This window comes from Thermomicrobium roseum DSM 5159 (assembly GCF_000021685.1).
Classification (GTDB): domain Bacteria; phylum Chloroflexota; class Chloroflexia; order Thermomicrobiales; family Thermomicrobiaceae; genus Thermomicrobium; species Thermomicrobium roseum.
The window spans coordinates 228,830-244,041 of sequence record NC_011961.1 but is presented as its reverse complement, the minus strand read 5'-3'; the positions used below and the strand labels follow the sequence as shown (position 1 = coordinate 244,041).

General features: G+C 66.2%; 17 protein-coding genes. 4 read left to right on the top strand and 13 right to left on the bottom strand.

From position 1 onward, the window contains the following. Window positions 1–55: 55 nt before the first annotated feature. From TRD_RS13855 to TRD_RS10365, 4 genes are all read right to left on the bottom strand, one after another. The gene (locus TRD_RS13855) at window positions 56–901 is read right to left on the bottom strand and encodes an alpha/beta fold hydrolase (RefSeq protein WP_012642884.1); all 846 of its coding nucleotides are present in this window, start codon (window positions 899–901) and stop codon (window positions 56–58) included. 20 nt (window positions 902–921) lie between these two features. After that, on the bottom strand, window positions 922–1,833 hold the full coding sequence (locus TRD_RS10375) for a GerMN domain-containing protein (protein ID WP_012643171.1): 912 nt from the start codon (window positions 1,831–1,833) through the stop codon (window positions 922–924). Window positions 1,834–1,900: 67 nt separating this feature from the next. Next, window positions 1,901–3,025, bottom strand: a complete 1,125-nt coding sequence (locus tag TRD_RS10370; RefSeq protein ID WP_052294130.1) for an LCP family protein — start codon at window positions 3,023–3,025, stop codon at window positions 1,901–1,903. 130 nt (window positions 3,026–3,155) lie between these two features. Beyond that, on the bottom strand, window positions 3,156–4,511 hold the full coding sequence (locus tag TRD_RS10365) for a bifunctional folylpolyglutamate synthase/dihydrofolate synthase (protein WP_143714769.1): 1,356 nt from the start codon (window positions 4,509–4,511) through the stop codon (window positions 3,156–3,158). Between the two features lie 142 nt (window positions 4,512–4,653). Here TRD_RS10365 and TRD_RS10360 point away from each other — a divergent pair, with 142 nt between their 5' ends. Further along, on the top strand, window positions 4,654–5,331 hold the full coding sequence (locus TRD_RS10360) for an orotate phosphoribosyltransferase (protein WP_226980754.1): 678 nt from the start codon (window positions 4,654–4,656) through the stop codon (window positions 5,329–5,331). Window positions 5,332–5,345: 14 nt separating this feature from the next. After that, on the top strand, window positions 5,346–6,083 hold the full coding sequence (locus TRD_RS13850) for a cyclase family protein (protein ID WP_012642911.1): 738 nt from the start codon (window positions 5,346–5,348) through the stop codon (window positions 6,081–6,083). Window positions 6,084–6,152: 69 nt separating this feature from the next. Here TRD_RS13850 and TRD_RS10350 read toward each other — a convergent pair whose 3' ends face one another. The 6 genes from TRD_RS10350 to TRD_RS10325 all read right to left on the bottom strand — a co-directional run bounded on the left by TRD_RS10350 (window position 6,153) and on the right by TRD_RS10325 (window position 11,745). Continuing rightward, window positions 6,153–6,968, bottom strand: a complete 816-nt coding sequence (locus TRD_RS10350) for an ABC transporter permease (RefSeq protein ID WP_012642810.1) — start codon at window positions 6,966–6,968, stop codon at window positions 6,153–6,155. Next, the gene (locus tag TRD_RS10345) at window positions 6,965–8,215 is read right to left on the bottom strand and encodes an ABC transporter substrate-binding protein (RefSeq protein WP_012642624.1); all 1,251 of its coding nucleotides are present in this window, start codon (window positions 8,213–8,215) and stop codon (window positions 6,965–6,967) included. The genes TRD_RS10350 and TRD_RS10345 overlap by 4 nt, the downstream gene beginning before the upstream one ends. After that, the gene (locus TRD_RS10340) at window positions 8,212–8,982 is read right to left on the bottom strand and encodes an ABC transporter ATP-binding protein (protein ID WP_012642530.1); all 771 of its coding nucleotides are present in this window, start codon (window positions 8,980–8,982) and stop codon (window positions 8,212–8,214) included. The genes TRD_RS10345 and TRD_RS10340 overlap by 4 nt, the downstream gene beginning before the upstream one ends. After that, the gene (locus TRD_RS10335; protein WP_012642457.1) at window positions 8,949–10,052 is read right to left on the bottom strand and encodes an acyl-CoA/acyl-ACP dehydrogenase; all 1,104 of its coding nucleotides are present in this window, start codon (window positions 10,050–10,052) and stop codon (window positions 8,949–8,951) included. Before TRD_RS10335 ends, TRD_RS10340 begins: the two co-directional genes overlap by 34 nt. 10 nt (window positions 10,053–10,062) lie before the next feature. Continuing rightward, window positions 10,063–10,584 carry a DUF4242 domain-containing protein gene (locus tag TRD_RS10330; RefSeq protein WP_012643144.1) on the bottom strand — a complete coding sequence of 174 codons (522 nt, stop codon included), beginning with the start codon at window positions 10,582–10,584 and terminating at the stop codon, window positions 10,063–10,065. A 735-nt stretch (window positions 10,585–11,319) separates the two neighbouring features. Then, complete coding sequence (locus tag TRD_RS10325) at window positions 11,320–11,745, bottom strand: cupin domain-containing protein (protein ID WP_012643048.1); 426 nt, start codon at window positions 11,743–11,745, stop codon at window positions 11,320–11,322. 410 nt (window positions 11,746–12,155) lie between these two features. Here TRD_RS10325 and TRD_RS10320 point away from each other — a divergent pair, with 410 nt between their 5' ends. Continuing rightward, window positions 12,156–12,587 (top strand): TIGR03668 family PPOX class F420-dependent oxidoreductase, encoded by a 432-nt coding sequence (locus TRD_RS10320; RefSeq protein ID WP_012643102.1) that lies wholly within the window; start codon window positions 12,156–12,158, stop codon window positions 12,585–12,587. Between the two features lie 22 nt (window positions 12,588–12,609). Here TRD_RS10320 and TRD_RS10315 read toward each other — a convergent pair whose 3' ends face one another. After that, on the bottom strand, window positions 12,610–12,900 hold the full coding sequence (locus TRD_RS10315) for a hypothetical protein (protein WP_012642387.1): 291 nt from the start codon (window positions 12,898–12,900) through the stop codon (window positions 12,610–12,612). An 87-nt stretch (window positions 12,901–12,987) separates the two neighbouring features. Between TRD_RS10315 and TRD_RS10310 the strand changes: the two genes are divergently transcribed. Then, the gene (locus TRD_RS10310; protein ID WP_012643120.1) at window positions 12,988–14,064 is read left to right on the top strand and encodes a metallophosphoesterase family protein; all 1,077 of its coding nucleotides are present in this window, start codon (window positions 12,988–12,990) and stop codon (window positions 14,062–14,064) included. Here TRD_RS10310 and TRD_RS10305 read toward each other — a convergent pair. Then, a complete protein-coding gene (locus TRD_RS10305) occupies window positions 14,040–14,477 on the bottom strand; it encodes a nucleotidyltransferase domain-containing protein (RefSeq protein WP_041437249.1) in 438 nt (145 codons plus the stop codon). The two genes, TRD_RS10310 and TRD_RS10305, sit on opposite strands and share 25 nt — an antisense overlap. Next, a complete protein-coding gene (locus tag TRD_RS10300; RefSeq protein ID WP_012642955.1) occupies window positions 14,434–14,817 on the bottom strand; it encodes a HEPN domain-containing protein in 384 nt (127 codons plus the stop codon). The genes TRD_RS10305 and TRD_RS10300 overlap by 44 nt, the downstream gene beginning before the upstream one ends. Window positions 14,818–15,212: the final 395 nt, after the last annotated feature.

Genomic DNA, 15,212 nt, shown 5'->3' with positions numbered 1-15,212 from the left:
CGCCGCGGGCTCGCTCGACAGCAGGAGCGATACCGACTCAGCGCGGCAACGTCGATCAGCCCGCGGGGTGCTCCAGGCCGACGTACTCTCCGGTGGCGGGACGATCGAGCCGGGCCAAGAACTCGAGCACCACCTCCAGGAAGTCGTCCGGACAGGTCCGGTGAATCGCGTGCCCACAGCCTGGCATCGCGACGAGTTCACCCTGGCGCAACTGGGCGAGTGCCCGCTGCGCCGTCTCGTCGTCCAACACCCCACCGAACACCGGATCAGCCTGCAGGACGAGCACCGGTTGACTCAGGTGTGGCAGGAGTTCCCACGGATCCGGTCGCCGCCCCTCATCGAGAAGCGCCAGGATCGGCCCATCGGCCGTGCTGCACAGCCAGAGCGCGCTCTGCTGCCACTCTTCCGGTGTCCCGTCCGGATCGAGCTCGCGCGCCAGCTCGTAGGCCGCCTCGATCCCAGCTCGCTTGGCCTCGAGCAACGCCCGCAGCCACAGGCGCGTCCCCTCGTCCGGCTCGACGAGCGGTGGGTCGACCAGCACCACGCCGCGGATCAGCTCCGGGTGCTCGGCAGCCAGCACGATCGCCACGAGTGCCCCCAGCGAAAAGCCGATCACGACGATCGGTCGGCTCGGACGCAGCCGCGCGAGCAGCCGCACGGCATCATCGGCATAATCGCGCAGCGTATACCCCCCAGCTGGCTGCGAACTCCGCCCGTGCCCCCGCATGTCGAATGCGATGACCCGGAAGCGCTCAGCGAGCGCCGGCACGACCGGCTCCCACGTCTCCCACCGATCGTACAAGCCGTGCAACAACAGGATCGGCGGTGCCTCGCTCGGGCCAGCCTCAGCGACCCACAACCACAGGTCACCGAGCGTTTCCACCCGTTCACGAACCTCCATCCCTGGTCGCTCCTCCCCACTCATGGCACCAGCCGCAACGGAATCTCGACGATATTGACTTCCGAGCCATCCTTGGCTGAGTACTCCCAGAGCCGCAAGATCCCATCCACTGGCTGCGACACCACGAAGGGAATGGTCAGATCGAACGTCCCACGTGTTCCGCTCCCGGACGTCGCCATCGCTGGTTCCTCGTAAAGAACTGCTCCCTCGGCCGTGCTCAGCCGAACCATGAACATCGCCTCGAAGGTGTTGGCTGATCCCGCGACGCGGAGCGGACTGGTGACCGCCTCGCCTGGCCCGGGCACCTCCACGAAGATGAGCGGCAGGAGATCCTCGAAGTCAGCCCGACTCGGCGGCGGCTCGACGACCACTCCCTCGCCACCGATCGCGCTCACCGGCTGCCCATCCAGTCGGAAACGCACCGCCCGCACCGACGAGAACTGGGTCAGCGTGAAGACGACCTGCGCGACGCGTGCCTGCATCGAGAAGGATCCGCCGCCAGCCGCAAAATCGGCCGAGAGATCGACCGTGGCGACCCCATCGACGATCGCCAGGTCGTTCAATCGCGTACCCGGTGGAATCTCCGTGCTCAGGCCGAAAGAGATCTCCTGGTCAGTCGGACCGGCGAGCAGCTCCTGCAGGGCAGCCGTTCCGATCCGCGGCGTTTCGCCGACCGCACGCCGTGCTACCGCCAATTTCTCCTGGCGCAGGAAGTAGAGTGCCACCGTGAGCGTCCGCTGTGCTGTCGGGGTCGGCCCCGGTGTCGCGGGCGGTGGTGTCGCCGTCGGCGTTGCGACCGGCACCGGTGTGCTCGCTGGGGTCGGTGAGATGGTCGGAACCGCTCCGGTGTTCGGTGTCGGTGTCGCCTCGCTGCGGCACGCTGCGGCGAGCGAGCTGAGAGCGAGCCAGAACGCGAAATCGCGACGTCGCATGGAACCGATCCTTCCTTCCGGACACAGCCAGCCGGCACGCCTCCAGCAGCGGTCCGGTGGCCCAAGCCTACCGCACGCTGCTCGTTTTCGGCGGGCCGAAGAGACGAGCGACCTCTGATCGGATCGCGGGCCAATGTCCGACGAGCACCGCAGCCCCGCGCGGCAGCGTCGCATCCTGCACCATACCGGCGAGGGAGGCCGAGGTGATGCGACTCGCATCGAGCTCGAGGGCCAGTCGGGCCAAACCGAGCACCTGCTGGGGCGTTAGGTCAGTCCGCACCGCATCCCCGAGTGCCGCGAGCAGTTGCGGTGCCCGGCGCAGGGCATCGAGACGAAGCGCGCGCTCCGGGAGCGCGCGGAGGACTTGCTGCTGGCGGAGACCGCGCGCCAGGTCATTGTCGTCGTGTCGCGTGCGCACATAGGCCAGCGTCCGGGAACCGTCCATCCACTGCAGGCCAGGCGCGAAAGAGAGGCGCTGGTAGCTGAAGTTCGGGCCCGGAAACATGTCGTCCTTGATCGGCGCTGGCACATCGACCACGATACCACCGAGAAGATCGACGATCCGGACAAACCCGGCGAAGTCGACTTCGGCGAAGCCATCGACGTGCACGGCAAAGTTGCGCTCGATGGCGGCGACCAGCAGTGCTGGACCACTCGAACCGCTGGCTTCACCGGCTGCATAGGCGGCATTGATGCGATCCCATCCGATACCCGGGATCTCGACCAGCAGATCGCGCGGGATCGACAACATGACCGCCCGTTTGCCGACCGGATCGAGCTGGGCCAGGATGATCGCATCCGCCAGCGGGAGAGATCCCGCACCGGCTCGTTCAGGTGTCGTATCGATCCCGACGAGCAAAACGGTAACCGGCTCGCTGCCGCGCCACTCCGGAAACTCCGTCGGCGTCGCTGTCGGCGTCGACGAGCGGATCGTCGTTGGCGGAACGCTCGGTCGTGGAGCACTCGTAACTGGTGCTGACGGGCGCGGGGCTGGTGTCACGAAGATGTCGTGATACGCCTCGTTCGCGGCCGACCCGAGTTGGACGACGTACCAGGCTACCCAGCCACCAGCAGCCAGCATGCCAGCGATGAGCGTCACAGCAACGATCCGCCGCGCGGACTGCCACCGCCGCCAGACGTCCTTCGATGCACGCCCTTCCTCCGGTCTTTCCTGGGCAGGCGGCTCCGCCATCCTCGCACCTCGAGAGGCTGACGGTCTTCAGTCTACCAGATGACCGCCTCCAAGCATCGCGTCGGGAGGCCGATCGCGCTCGCGAACCTGGGCCGCTGCCAATCGAACGCGATAAGCCTGCTCACATCGTTCAGCCCAGGAGAAGTTCCCGCTCGCGTGGGTCGCTCACCGCTACCCCGAGAGCCTCGCGCGCCGCAGCCACCATGCTGAGCGATCCGGTGACGAGGACGAGATCCGCGGGGTCAGCCTGCTCCAGTGCTGCCCTGAGCGCGTCCTCGACGGAGCGGTAGCTCGCGGCCGGCTTCCCCACCGTGCTCGCTGCCCACGCTGCCAGCAGTCGTTCCGCCGATGCTGCTCGCGGTGCGAATCCCTCGACCGCGAACAACGCATCAGCGAGCGGTGCGAGTGCCGCCACGATCCGCTCGATCTCCTTGTCCCGCATGATCCCCAGGACGAGCCAGAGTCGTCGCCAGCGGAAGCTCTCGTGCACGGCCTCGGCCAGGCGCTGGGCCGACTCGCGGTTGTGTGCTCCATCCACGACCACCGACGGGTTTTCGCGCAGCAACTCGAGTCGACCCGGCCAGACAGCGGTCGCCAGACCCTGGCGGATCGCCGACTCAGGAGCGACCATCTCGACGCGGGCCAACCAGGGCAGACTCGCCAGCGCCACGCCGGCGTTTTCCACCTGGTGAGAGCCGCGGAGCGCGAGCGCGAGGTCAGCGAGTTCCCAACCCGGAGCGTGAAACGCGAAACGGCGCCACGTCCCCGTGACCTGCCAGTCCCTCCCACCGAGCCAGAGCGGTGCGCCTCGCTCCTGTGCCACCGCTTCGATCACTCGCGTGGCCTCCGGTTCTTGCGGAGCCGAGACGACCGGACGCCCCGGCTTGACGATCCCCGCCTTCTCGCGGGCGATCGCCGCGAGCGTCGAGCCGAGGATCGCCATGTGGTCATAACCGATGCGGGTGATGAGTGCTACGTCGGGCAGGATCACGTTGGTGGCATCCAGGCGCCCACCGAGGCCGACCTCGATAACGGCAATATCGACCGGCACGCGGGCGAAGGCCGCAAAGGCGAGCACGGTCACCAGCTCGAACGCAGTCGCTGCCCCCCAGTCCGGGTGCGCACGCTGCAAGGCCGCATCGACCTCCGCCAGCTCGGCCATCAGCGTGCCGAATGTCTCTGGTGCGATCGGTTGACCATCGATCTGGATCCGTTCGCGCAAGGTGTGGAGGTGCGGGGAAGTGTACAGCCCTACCCGATACCCCGCTGCCTGCAACATCGACGAGAGCAGGGCAGCGGTCGAGCCCTTGCCTTTCGTCCCCGCGATGTGCACGCTCCGGTACCGTCGGTGGGGATCGCCCAGCGCCGAGCAGAGCCATGCGGTCCGTGCCAAGCCGATCCCCTCGTCAGCGAACGGATTGACCACGAACCCACGGTCATAGCCAGCGCGATCGCGGAGGAAGCGGAGTGCCGCAAAGTAGTCCACGTGCGTCACCTTTCTCGCTATACTACGAGAGACGTGTCAGGTCCGCCGGGCGGAGAGCGTGGCTTCGTCCCCACGACCAGTCGGACGACAGGCACACGGCACCGAGCCGATCATGCCGATTCGACGCAGGTCGACGCGGCCGGTGGAACTGAGACGAGATCTCGGCGGAGGTGAGGGAGACGTGCTCTTCGGTACCGAAACCAATCTCGACATCGCGCGCGCCTTGTTCGAGCTCGGCGGCGTCCTGTTCGGCGAGTTCGATCTCGGTCCCACAGCTGGTCGTTCTCCGATCTACATCAACCCACGCGTTTTGATCAGCGAACCGGCGCTGCTGCGTCGGATCGCCCACCTGATTCACCACGAAATTCAAGCTGACCAGGCCCGGCGACGACCACGTCTCGCCTCGTTCGCAGCCGTCGCTGGCGTCCCCATGGGCGGTCTTCACCTGGCCACTGCCTACGCCCTGGTCAGCGATACCCCGCTCATCTACGTGCGTCCCGACGCTCAGGAACCAGCGTTGGAAGGTCGCATCGTCCCTGGGCAGACAGTGCTGGTGATCGACGACCTGATGACCGGGGGCACCAGCTTGCTCCGCACCGCTCGCATTCTGGAAGAAGCTGGTCTCACCGTGCGCGACTTCATCGTGCTGATCGATCGCGAGCAAGGGGGAGCCGAGCGTCTCCATGCTCACGGGTATCATGTCATGCCGATCTTGCGGTTGCGCACGATGCTCACCTACTACTTCGAGAGCGGCATGATCGATAGCCAACGCTATCGCACCGCGATGGACTATCTCGAGCGGACCAACCGTCGGGGGTGAGGAGGAGGCCGCCGATGCCAGCGCGAGGTCGGCTCGCGGGACAGGACGTGCTCGTCTTCGATCTCGAACAGCCGCGCACCCCGGAGATGCCGATCTATCCTGCTCACCGGCCAGGGTATTCCTATGCGCTCCATCGCCGGCACAGCGATCCCCCGGCCGGTCCATCGGCTGGTCCTCGTTCCTCCGCTTCTGGCCTGCTCCTCCTCATGGAGCATACCGGAACTCACATCGATGCCCCGTGTCACCAGGCATGGCACGGGCGCTTGCATGGCGACATCGATGCCATCACTGTCGCCGGACCGCGGGGCCTCACCCATCTCGGCGTCGAGACAGTGCCGCCGCTCGTCGTTCCGGGCGCCCTGCTCGACGTGGCAGCACTGCACGGTCGCGAGGCGCTCTCCCCGGGTGAGCTCGTGACCGCCGCTGATCTGGAAGCCTGCTGTACACGGAACAGCCTGGTACTCGAGCCGGGAATGGCGATCCTCGTCGCAGTGCCGAGTGCTACTCGACCGGACGGAGGCGCTGGCCGCTCTTCTGATCCGGCGCATCGCCGCTCGTGTCCCTGGTATCAGTGTCCCGGAGACACGAGAAGGAGCGAGCGATCTCCGCGACCAGGCCGAGCAGCTCTGTCCCGAACGCGACTACTCAACCTGGGTGAGCGATTTTCTCACCCATGTTGCAACCGGCTATCCGGTCATGCTTTGCGTTTCGCCGATCGGTCAATGGACGCTCATCCCGCTCGCAGCTCCTGACCGGCCCGTTCCCTGTCCGGACGACTGGACCGTCGCGGGGCTGCTTCCCCGCGAGCGGTCCAACGGATCTCAGTTTCCTCGTTCGGCAACCGCGACCACGAGCGACTCGCGCCGTCCTCGCCGGCGTACGAGAGGCCGCTCCCGCAGGACGACCCGTGCCAGGCCATCCAGGGCGAGACCGCTCATTCCGATCACCAGGAGTACAGCCATCAGTTCACCATAGTCGAGCCGGTCCCGTGCGTCCAGGATGGCATAACCCAGGCCGGAATCGACACCCAACATCTCGGCTGGCACGAGGACGATCCAGGCCACACCGACCGCCAGACGCATTCCGCCCAGGACACGCGGTCGTATCCCCGGCCAGACGATGGTGCGGAGCAGTTCCCACCGGGAAGCCCCCAGACTCCGTCCGACCAGCAACCAGCGAGGGTCCACGCGCATAACCCCATCGGCAGTGCTCAAAACGATCGGCCAGAGCGTCGCCAGAACGATCAAGAACACGACCGAACGACTCCCCGCACCGAAAACGAGCAGCGCGAGCGGCATCCAGGCCAGCGGAGAGACCATGCGGACGAGCTGCAGGCTCGGACCGAGGAGCCGGGCGATCCAGGGGACACTCCCGATGACCACACCGAGCGGAATACCCAGGAGCGCACTCAGCGCTAACCCAACACCGACTCGCTGAGCGCTCGCCACGAGATGCGGCCAGAGCAGGCCGCTCGCCGCGAGTTCACCGAGCGCTCGCAACGCGAACTCGGGGGCAAAGCGGCGAGCGAAAGCCCCCACCGGCGGGAGAAACGAGGTCGCTGCCCACCAGAACAGGACGAGCAGCGCGATGCCGGCGAGTCCGACGAGCGTCTCTCGGACATGGTGCCGTACCGTCATGGGTCGATCAGCTCCTCCCGCTCGAGCGATTCCGGTAACCCGAAGACAGCCGGCCCACCTTCCTCGGTGAGAGCCTGCCGGACGAAACGATCGTCGACGAGTTCCTCGTGGGCGCGCAGGGGATCGAGCTGCTGGAGGAAGCTGGCATCACCCTGGACACGCGTCCGTCGCAAATGCTCGATCAGCGCCGCCGTATATGAGGAAAACGGGTAGGGACGGAAATCGATCCGTGCAGCGCTCCACTCCGGATGACGGATGACTCCCTCTCGGACATAGCGGTCGTGGTCATGGTCGAGCAGGACACGCTCGATCGCTTGCAGCGGTTGCGGAAGGTACCCGCGATCCCCTCGCTTGGCGAGAAGCTGCGCCGCCTCGGCACGGTTCTCGCGGGCGAACCGCTGCGCTCGTACGACCGCCCGCACCACCGCCTGAGCCCAGTCCGGGCGCGACACGCATTCCTCCTCATGCAGCATGACGACACAACAGGCATGGTCCAGCCACACATCCCCGCTAAAGCGCAGGATTTTCCCTGCTTTTTGGACTTCCGCGAGCGCATTGAACGGCTCGGCTACGATATACCCAGCAATCGAGCCGTTCGCCAGTGCCGGAGCCATGTCCGCCGGTGCCAGCACGACGAGTTTCACCGTCCGCTCGCTGGCCGAGGGCTGGCCTTCCAGAATCGGGCGCAACCCTGCTCGCTCCAGCAAACGCTGGAGCAACACGTTGTGGATCGAGTACCAGAAGGGGATCGCAACGGTCGCGCCGGCAAGATCTTCCAGGCGCTCGATCCGCTCCGCCACCGTGAGTGCCGAGCCGTTCACATGATCCCAGGCCACCAGTTTGACAGGCACCTGCTGCCCAAAACGCATCCAAATGGCCAGTGGCATCAGGAGATGAACGACGTCGACTTGTCGTGCCTGGAACGCTTCGGCAACCTGCGCCCAGCTCCGGAACATGGTCGGCTGTTCGACAGAGAGACCTTCCTCTCGATAGAATCCTTTCGCATGAGCGAGCAGCAACGGGGCCGCATCAGTGATGGGCAAGTAACCGATACGCAGTTGCCCGCTCGCGGTGGCCGTGGACGTCCGCTGGCTGGGTACCACGACCGTCGGGCTACCCCCAGCGGCGCTACTCGTTGCCGGAGTTTCACTCTTTTCTGCACTGCCGCACGCAGCGAGGAGCGGAGTGAGCGAGAGCGTGGTCGCCGCTCGACGTAAGAACGTCCGTCGCGTCATTCCTCGCTTCACCGAAACCTCCCCACCACGAACGACTCGACCGATGCTGCTGAACCCTGCACCATCCCGTACCCGTTCAGCAGGGCACGCCGGAGTTCATCGGGCGCATACTCGGCCACCTGCCACCAGCCGACGACGCTCGCCGGCTGACCACCGAGCAGGATGAGCTGGTCTCCTACCGCCAATGCCTCCTCCAGGTCGTGGGTCACCAGCACGGCAGTGAGTCCGAGCTCAGCGACGAGTTCACGCAACCAGCGCTGGGACTCGCGTCGCGTCACGGGATCCAGCGCCGCAAACGGCTCATCCAGCAGCACGAGGCGGGGCCGGGTAGCCAGTGCGCGCGCCAGATTGACACGCTGAGCTTGCCCACCGGAAAGCGTCTCCGGATACACCTCGGCCAACTCGCTCACCCCCAAGCGGTCGAGCAACTCGGCGACGAGGCCAAAGTCCGCTCGTCCGCGGTTGAGCGCAAAGCGGAACCCCAGCGTCACGTTGTCGGCGACTGTCAACCAGGGCAAAAGATTCGGCTCTTGAAAGACCAGTCGCACATCGCGGCGCGGCTCGATGCCCGTTCCATAGCGCACGACGCCGCTGGACGGTGCCTCGAGGCCCGCCATCAGGCGCAGCAGCGTCGACTTCCCCACTCCGCTCGGCCCGAGCAGCACGGTGACTGCTCCGAACGGGATCGTGCAGGACACGCCGGCGAGTACCGCGCGGACACGCCGCCCGTGTCCATACGTCTTCGTCACGTCGACCAGTTCGATCGCTGCAGTTCCCATAGGAGTTGTCCTTCCGTCGGTGTCTGGATCGGGAGAAAGAGCGACTCGCGGAGCCTCCGCGCTGTCCCGCTCTCCGCCCGATAGGCCTGCCCGCCTTTGGTCTTCGCCTCGAGCGCTACTGCCCGACAAGCCAGGCGCATCGTGGCCAACCGGAGTTCCAATGCTCGGCAGCGGAGTTCGTGATCCGCCGACCCGAGCGCCTGCGCCAGGAGGCTCCGTAGCGCCCTGGCTGCCGCGGTGAGCTCCGCTTCGGCCTCGGCGATGTCCGGCTCGAAGACCACGTTGACACCGCGGAGGTGTCCTCGTGCTTCGGCGAGTGCCCGGGCCGCCAATCCCCAGCAGAAGCTCGCTTGCAGCGCCAGAAAGGCTGGTTGCACGGTGCGCAGGAAGGCCAGTGCATCGCGAGCCAGCACGAACTCGGAGGCGACCAGCGCGTCCTGGAAGCGCAACGTCGTGCTTGCGGTTGCCTGCAGGGCGAGCAGCCGCGGATACGGCTCGACGAACACGCCTGGTGTCTCGCTCGGTACCGCTACGACCAGCGTGTCCGAGCCTGATTGCACAGGCGTCACCACCAGAAAGCGTTCCGTCAGGTTCGAGGCCCAGGGAACGAAACCGTTCAAGACGAGCCCGCCACTCGCGTGCCCGCTCGCCTGCACCGGCAAGGGGCGTCCTGTCTGCGCATGACCGAGCGCCGTCGCCAGCGCTGTGCTTCCGTCACGCTCGGCTCGTGTCAATTCGCCCAGCCACTGTTCGCGCAGAACAGAGCCAGGCTCCGCCCAGGCGAGGTACAGCATGGTCATCATGTGGCACCAGAGCGAGAAAGCACTGGCCAGGTCGAACCAGGCCACGGTCGCGAGAAGCTCCCCCGCACGCAAAAGATCGAACGGCGCGGGCACGCGGGGGCTCGCGCGTTCCACCGTCGGGAGCAACCCTTCCGTTACCAGCAGACGCACCGTCGACTGGGCAGGGAGCTCAGCTGCGTCGATCCAGGGTGCGCGTTCTTCCAACAACGCGCCGAGTCGCTCCTGGAACGCCCTGTCGATCAGCGTCGCCGCGAGCGTCCCGGTCATCGCCGCCTCCTCACGAGCAGACGCGCGTCAAACGATCGACCGGGGCACTGACGACCTGTCGCGCCCGGCGCACCGCTTCCTCGTCCGGCGCCGCGTAGAGGCAGACGCACTTCGCCATGTCCTCGCGGACATAGGTGCGGAGGAAACGCACCTCCGGCACCTGGGCGTAGAGCGGCGACTTCTCGGCCTTGCGCTGGAGATAAGCCTCCATCGTGAGACTAGCCGGCAAGTCCCACTCGACCAGGTAATTGGCTGCACCACGCTGGGCCTTGACCTCGTCCAAACTCTGGCCGACCAGGCGGACCGGCGCGAAATCGTGCGGGGCCGCGCCCGCTCGCTCGAGCTCGTGGCGGAGAGCCTGGCCATCAGCGTGCTCGAGTACCGCGTAGAGCACAGCCAGATCCTGGCCCACCTGAAACTCGATAACCTCGCCTCCTCCCTCCCGAGTCGCTCGGTCGATCACCGCAAAGAGCGGCTCCAGCTGCGCTCGATCGGTCGCATCGATGCGGTATTCCGCGAGAAACAACGGCATGAGAGCACCCTCCCGTTCGCTCGAACAGGCACGACACGCTAGACGCTCGACCAGACGATGGGACGCAGTCTGCTGCTGGTCACCGGTCAGGTGACCAGACGGCACCACGCTGGCTCGCGTACGCAAACCCTTCGACCGGTAGTGGGAAAGAACTCAGGGGCGACAGTCGCAGATCCGGGGCCAGTAGGAATAGACCCCGATCATCGTGGGGCAGGGTGGAACGACGCGGCAACGACCGCGCTGGCACGTGCAAGCACCCGGTCGTCGGCTCGATCGATTCGCTCCCAAGCAGGGCCGCTTCGCCATCTCCTGTCCCCTCCCCGCGCGGTCCAGTGACCACCGCCGGGTACCGCTGGGGAGTCTAGCTGAACGGTCGCGAACCGTCAAGCGGTGAACCGTCGTCTGGGCCGAACCACCGGCGACAGAGCACGCGGTGCGGCGAGCCGCACTGCTCCCTGCAGGAGCCGAGCTCGCAAGGGCCAGCTGCGGCCCGACAGACGCACTCGTCGACCGTGCGCTTCTACCGAGTCCAGCCTGCAGGCACCGAGAACGAGAGTCCGCGAGTCGCGAAACACCCGGTACGAGATGATCGACCCTGCACATGCCCGCGAACCTCGCCCGCTGCTGCGACCCAGCGCTCGCTCACCGAGCGCTCCGCAGTATCGTCGCGCGAAGGCTGGCGGGAAAGCGCCGCACCTCCGCCTCGTGCACACCGTTCGGCACCGCAGCTTGTGGCTAGTCCGTCCCGGCCGTATCGCCCTCGAACACCTCGTACGGCGAGGGAGTCGGCCACTGCGGGAGGAGGGGAACCAGCATGATCCCGGCCACCACGACGAGGCGGAGTGTTTCGCTTCCCGTATTGAACACCCGATGCAGCACGTTCGGGCGGTTCAGTGCGGCGCAGCCTGGCCGCAGCGGGTAGCGCACCCCATCCGATTCCAACTCGCCCATCCCTTGCACGACGTAGTAGACCTCTTCGCAGTTGTGTCGATGCAGGGGACTGTGGTGTCCGGGTTCGATCTCCACCACGCCGAGACACAGCGTCATTGCACGGAAACCCGTCTCCGGGTAGATGAGCTTGAGATCGCGCACCGAGCGATCCCGTTGCTGCATCGGTGCACCTTCCAGAATTTCCTCCGGATAGATCACCACCCGCTCCATCGTCGTGCTCCTCTCGTTCAGCGCTCGCTCTCAGCGAAAGTGACATGACGAACCGCTCCCGTCAATGGGCAACCGCCTTGCGCCCATCGAGTCGATGGGTACTGCGACCCTGCACGAGTGCGTGCTTACCGACACCGGTCATGCCGGAACGCCTGGCACCGGCGATGAACCAGCACTCCCGAGCGATCGACGGAAGACGGGTGGAACCACGCGAGACACCAGACCCACTCTGGCCCCGGTCGGATGGGCGTGGCAAGCCCGGTCACGACCCCTCGGGCTCTCTTCCGCTACCATTGCCCGCGGGCGCACGTGTCGCGCGGTACAACGGGCGACTCGCTGAGCGACGCAGCTCCTGCAGTCGGTGCCGCCAGCGATCGTTGCGTTCCGGTTCTGAGACCAGGAACCCGGTCATGGCAGTGACCTTGCCCCCACTCGTGCGAACCTTTCTCGAGCAGCAGCGGGTCGGGCATCTGGCCACGGTGAGCCGCGGTGGCGAACCGCACGTCGTCCCGGTCTGCTATGTCGTCGCGGACGACACGATCTACACGCCGATCGACGAGAAGCCGAAGCAGCCGGGTCGCACGCTCCGGCGGGTCCGCAATATCGAGGAAACCGGTCGCGCCGCTCTCGTCGTCGACCGGTACGACGAAGACTGGACGCAGCTTGGCTGGGTGCTCCTTCGCGGGCGGGCGGAACTCCTCGCGCCGGGATCTCCGGAACAGGCGCGTGCGGTCGAACTCCTGCGCCAGCGCTATCCGCAGTACCAAGCGATGCGACTGGAAACGCAGTCGATGATCGCGCTCCGGATCGAGCGTGTCAGCGTGTGGGGCAAACTGGAGTGAGCCTATCGGTCGCGACCAGTGTTCAGCGGAGCACGTGCACGAGCGTGTAGAGCCCCATCGCGATCATCGCTCCGCCCGCGATGATCCCTGGCCATCCGCGACGCGCCGCAGCAGTCCGCGCCCCCTGCACCGTGATGATCGCCGCTGCCGCACTGGAGAGACCGATCATCACCGGACGGGCTTCATCGGCGAACGAACTTCGCCGCACGAGCGTCGCCACCACGAAGAGCACGGCCAGGACCGCTGCGCCTGCCAGTGGCCCGAGCCACACGTTCCGCTGATCCTTGCCTGACGAGACGGTCGCCGACGTCACGGTTCTCCCTCCGAGCCATCGATCCATTTTCCTGCTCTCGTTGTAGCATGCCTGTTAGGGCGTCGTCTCGGCGCGTGCACTCACTGCGTGACTCGTCGCCAACACGATCCACTCCTGATCGCTGACCTCGAGTTGCCAGAGGAATCGGCACGAGAGTGGGCAACCAGCTCCGGTTATGGTGCCTACCTCGACGTCCTGCGCGCGAACGGGCAGATGAGCACTCCCACCCCGACACCGACCCCGAGTCCGACACCAACTCCGGCACCGACCACGACGCCGACGCCCACACCGACACCACCACCCACCACCAACGGCGCCACCACGGTCGTCGCCGTCGGGGATATCGCCTGCGATCCTGGCTCCTCGAGCTGGAACAACAATAACGGCACCGCAACAGCCTGCCGTCACAAGTACACCGCCGAACTCGCCAAGCGCCTCGCACCCGCCTACGTACTGGCGCTCGGTGACCTCCAGTACGAAGACGGTGCCCTCGCCAAGTTCCAGCAGAGTTACGATCCGACCTGGGGCCAGCTCAAGACGCTCACCAAGCCGGTACCGGGTAACCACGAGTACCAGACATCCGGAGCGAGCGGATACTACGACTACTTCGGCGCGCTCGCCGGTGACCGCAGCAAGGGCTACTACGTCTTCGACCTCGGCAACAATTGGATCGCGATCGCGATCAACTCCAACTGCTCCAAAGTCGGCGGCTGCGGCGCTGGTTCGCCCCAATACCAGTTCGTCCAGAACGTGCTCCAAGCCAACCGCGGCAAGAATGTTCTCGTCTTCCTCCATCACCCCTACTGGACAACTGGCAACTATTACGGTCAATACAAGTCCAGTCTGGGTGATCTCTATCGCCTATTCGACCAGTACGGCGTCGATCTCTCCCTGGCTGGGCACGACCACAACTACCAGCGGTATGCGATCCAGAATGCCGACTCGGTCTGCAACACTGGCAGTGTCCGTCACTTCGTCGTCGGTACCGGCGGCAAGAACGTGTACGATGCCGACGTCCACGCCGCCGACGAACCGTGCGACGAGGTGCGCATCGACAACGCTTATGGCGTCTTGAAGCTCGTGCTCTATTCTGACCATTACGAGTGGGCATTCGTCCGCGAGGACGGAACCGTGCTCGATCAGGGAAGCTCGTCGGTCCGTTGATCAGCGCGGCCCGGAGGAGGCAACGCTTCCTCCGGGCCGCTTCCTGCCAGCCGGTCTGGCCGCCCAAAGACCCACACCGCCTCGCGTGCCAGGACCGCTGCGAAGTGCGGACTGGTCTCCGGCAAACGTTCCCATTCTTCCCGCGTGTAGACGATCGCTTCCGCCGGCACCGGCAGTTTCTCGAGCGGCAGATCGAGCGGCCGCTCGATCGGGGGCCGTGCTGACCGCTCGACGATCACGACGAGATCGACGTCGCTACCGACTCCCCAATCGCCACGTGCATACGAGCCGAACACACCGACAGCGACCAACCCTGGCAACTCTAGTTCCCGCGCCCACCGCTCGACCGCAGCGAGCACTGCCGCGCGGTCAGGCCATCGCAGCACGGACGAAGTCGAGGATCGCACGGGCATGACGGATCGCCTCCTCGCTCTGCTGCGGGCCGAAGTAGCGTGCTGGTGGTCCCTCCGGAAAGGCATCCGGGTACCGTGGCGCGATGTAATAGGCATCCAGCCGCCGAGCCGCGTCGCGCAACTCTTCCGGAACGGCGAGTGGAAGCTCTTCCAGAAGTCGCGTCACGGCGTGTCCCCAGACAGCCTGTCCGAGCTGCAGATGGAGCGCCTTGAGCGCCTTTTCGGCTGCCTGCTGGGCGGCGAAGCAGGCCCATTCGTGCCGACCGTGCTTCGCCGCCAGCTCGGCGAGTTCGAGGTCGTGGGCTGCTTGCGCGAACCAGTCTCCTGCTCGGCGTGCCATCCCGTCTCCGCTGCCGGATCGTCAGCACGACCAGTATCCGGAGCATACCACCCATCGTCCCGCCAGAAGCCTCTCGGCGGTGCGATCCGCGCGGAAGACCCGCTGTCCACCCGAGAGCGAACTCGTGCCCCGACCGTTGCGACAGTCCATCCAGATGAGCAACACGGTCCCCTCCGCCGCTGGCCCCGAGCACCAGCACCTTCTCCCGCCTCCTCATGATCGCTCGCCGGCCGAGCCACTCTGCGCCCGATCAGACCGAACGCGAGCACGACACCCCCGCGGTCGTCGACGAACGGCTCGACCAAAAACCCTGTCTCGTTTCGGCTGAGGGAGGAACCAACCACGCGCGGATCCCTCGCGATCCCTCGCTGGACGGCGCGAGCCAGGACTGCCCG

What these genes read in the sequence shown, in the direction of transcription:
- TRD_RS13855 (WP_012642884.1), bottom strand. Translation starts at nt 901, where the DNA reads ATGGAGGTTCGTGAACGGGTGGAAACGCTCGGTGACCTGTGGTTGTGG.
- TRD_RS10375 (WP_012643171.1), bottom strand. Translation starts at nt 1,833, where the DNA reads ATGCGACGTCGCGATTTCGCGTTCTGGCTCGCTCTCAGCTCGCTCGCC.
- TRD_RS10370 (WP_052294130.1), bottom strand. Translation starts at nt 3,025, where the DNA reads ATGGCGGAGCCGCCTGCCCAGGAAAGACCGGAGGAAGGGCGTGCATCG.
- TRD_RS13850 (WP_012642911.1), top strand. Translation starts at nt 5,346, where the DNA reads ATGCCAGCGCGAGGTCGGCTCGCGGGACAGGACGTGCTCGTCTTCGAT.
- TRD_RS10350 (WP_012642810.1), bottom strand. Translation starts at nt 6,968, where the DNA reads ATGACGGTACGGCACCATGTCCGAGAGACGCTCGTCGGACTCGCCGGC.
- TRD_RS10340 (WP_012642530.1), bottom strand. Translation starts at nt 8,982, where the DNA reads ATGGGAACTGCAGCGATCGAACTGGTCGACGTGACGAAGACGTATGGA.
- TRD_RS10335 (WP_012642457.1), bottom strand. Translation starts at nt 10,052, where the DNA reads ATGACCGGGACGCTCGCGGCGACGCTGATCGACAGGGCGTTCCAGGAG.
- TRD_RS10330 (WP_012643144.1), bottom strand. Translation starts at nt 10,584, where the DNA reads ATGCCGTTGTTTCTCGCGGAATACCGCATCGATGCGACCGATCGAGCG.
- TRD_RS10325 (WP_012643048.1), bottom strand. Translation starts at nt 11,745, where the DNA reads ATGGAGCGGGTGGTGATCTATCCGGAGGAAATTCTGGAAGGTGCACCG.
- TRD_RS10320 (WP_012643102.1), top strand. Translation starts at nt 12,156, where the DNA reads ATGGCAGTGACCTTGCCCCCACTCGTGCGAACCTTTCTCGAGCAGCAG.
- TRD_RS10305 (WP_041437249.1), bottom strand. Translation starts at nt 14,477, where the DNA reads ATGCCCGTGCGATCCTCGACTTCGTCCGTGCTGCGATGGCCTGACCGC.
- TRD_RS10300 (WP_012642955.1), bottom strand. Translation starts at nt 14,817, where the DNA reads ATGGCACGCCGAGCAGGAGACTGGTTCGCGCAAGCAGCCCACGACCTC.